This is a genomic window from Kitasatospora sp. NPDC052868, assembly GCF_044547105.1.
Taxonomy (GTDB): Bacteria; Actinomycetota; Actinomycetes; order Streptomycetales; family Streptomycetaceae; genus Kitasatospora.
Genome location: NZ_JBITZW010000067.1, coordinates 1 through 1,009 on the forward strand (window position 1 = coordinate 1; position 1,009 = coordinate 1,009).

The window sequence follows — 1,009 nt, forward strand, 5'->3', positions numbered from 1 at the left end:
TGGAACGCTCCACCGACCTCGTCATCTCGCTCCTCGCGATCCTCAAGGCCGGCGGCGCCTACCTCCCCATCGACCCCAACTACCCCGCCGACCGCATCACCTACATGCTCGGCGACGCCCGACCCGCCCTGGTCATCACCAGGTCCGCCCAGAACACCCTGCCCGACGGCACCGTCCGGATCGTCCTCGACGACCCCGACACCCTCACCCGCCTCGCCGGACTCGACACCACCAACCCCCAGCCCGGCCTGCAGCCCAACCACCCCGCCTACGTCATCTACACCTCCGGCTCCACCGGCCGACCCAAGGGCGTCGTCGTCCCCCACCACGGCCTCGCCAGCCTCACCACCGGCCAGATCGACCGCTTCGCCGTCGAACCCACCAGCCGCGTCCTCCAGTTCGCCTCACCCAGCTTCGACGCCGCCGTCTCCGAACTCGGCATGACCCTCTGCAAGGGCGCCACCCTCGTCCTCGCCCCCGCCGAAGAACTCCTCCCCGGCCCCGCCCTCATCCACCTCACCACCCGACACGCCATCACCCACGTCACCCTCCCCCCCGCCGTCCTCGCCGTCCTCACCCCCACCGACCTCCCCACCATCACCACCCTCATCACCGCCGGCGAAGCACTCAGCGAAGACCTCGCCACCCGCTGGGCCCCCGGACGACGCCTCATCAACGCCTACGGCCCCAGCGAAACCACCGTCTGCGCCACCACCACCACACCCCTCACCCCCACCGGCCAGACCCCCCACATCGGCACCCCCATCCCCAACACCCGCCTCTACGTCCTCGACACCCACCTCCAACCCGCCCCCACCGGCACCCCCGGCGAGCTCTACATCGCCGGCGCCGGCCTCGCCCGCGGCTACCTCGGACGCCCCGCCCTCACCGCCGAACGCTTCACCGCCAACCCCTACGGCCAGCCCGGCGAACGCATGTACCGCACCGGCGACCTCGTCACCTGGCGCCCCGACGGCACCCTCCACTACCTCGGCCGCACCGACCACCA

The 1,009-nt window shown here is 71.9% G+C and carries 1 protein-coding gene; it reads left to right on the forward strand.

Annotated features, from left to right (window positions below; all coding sequences use genetic code 11):
- On the forward strand, window positions 1-1,009 hold a 1,009-nt coding region (locus ACIGZJ_RS36925; protein ID WP_396461392.1), incomplete at both ends, for an amino acid adenylation domain-containing protein.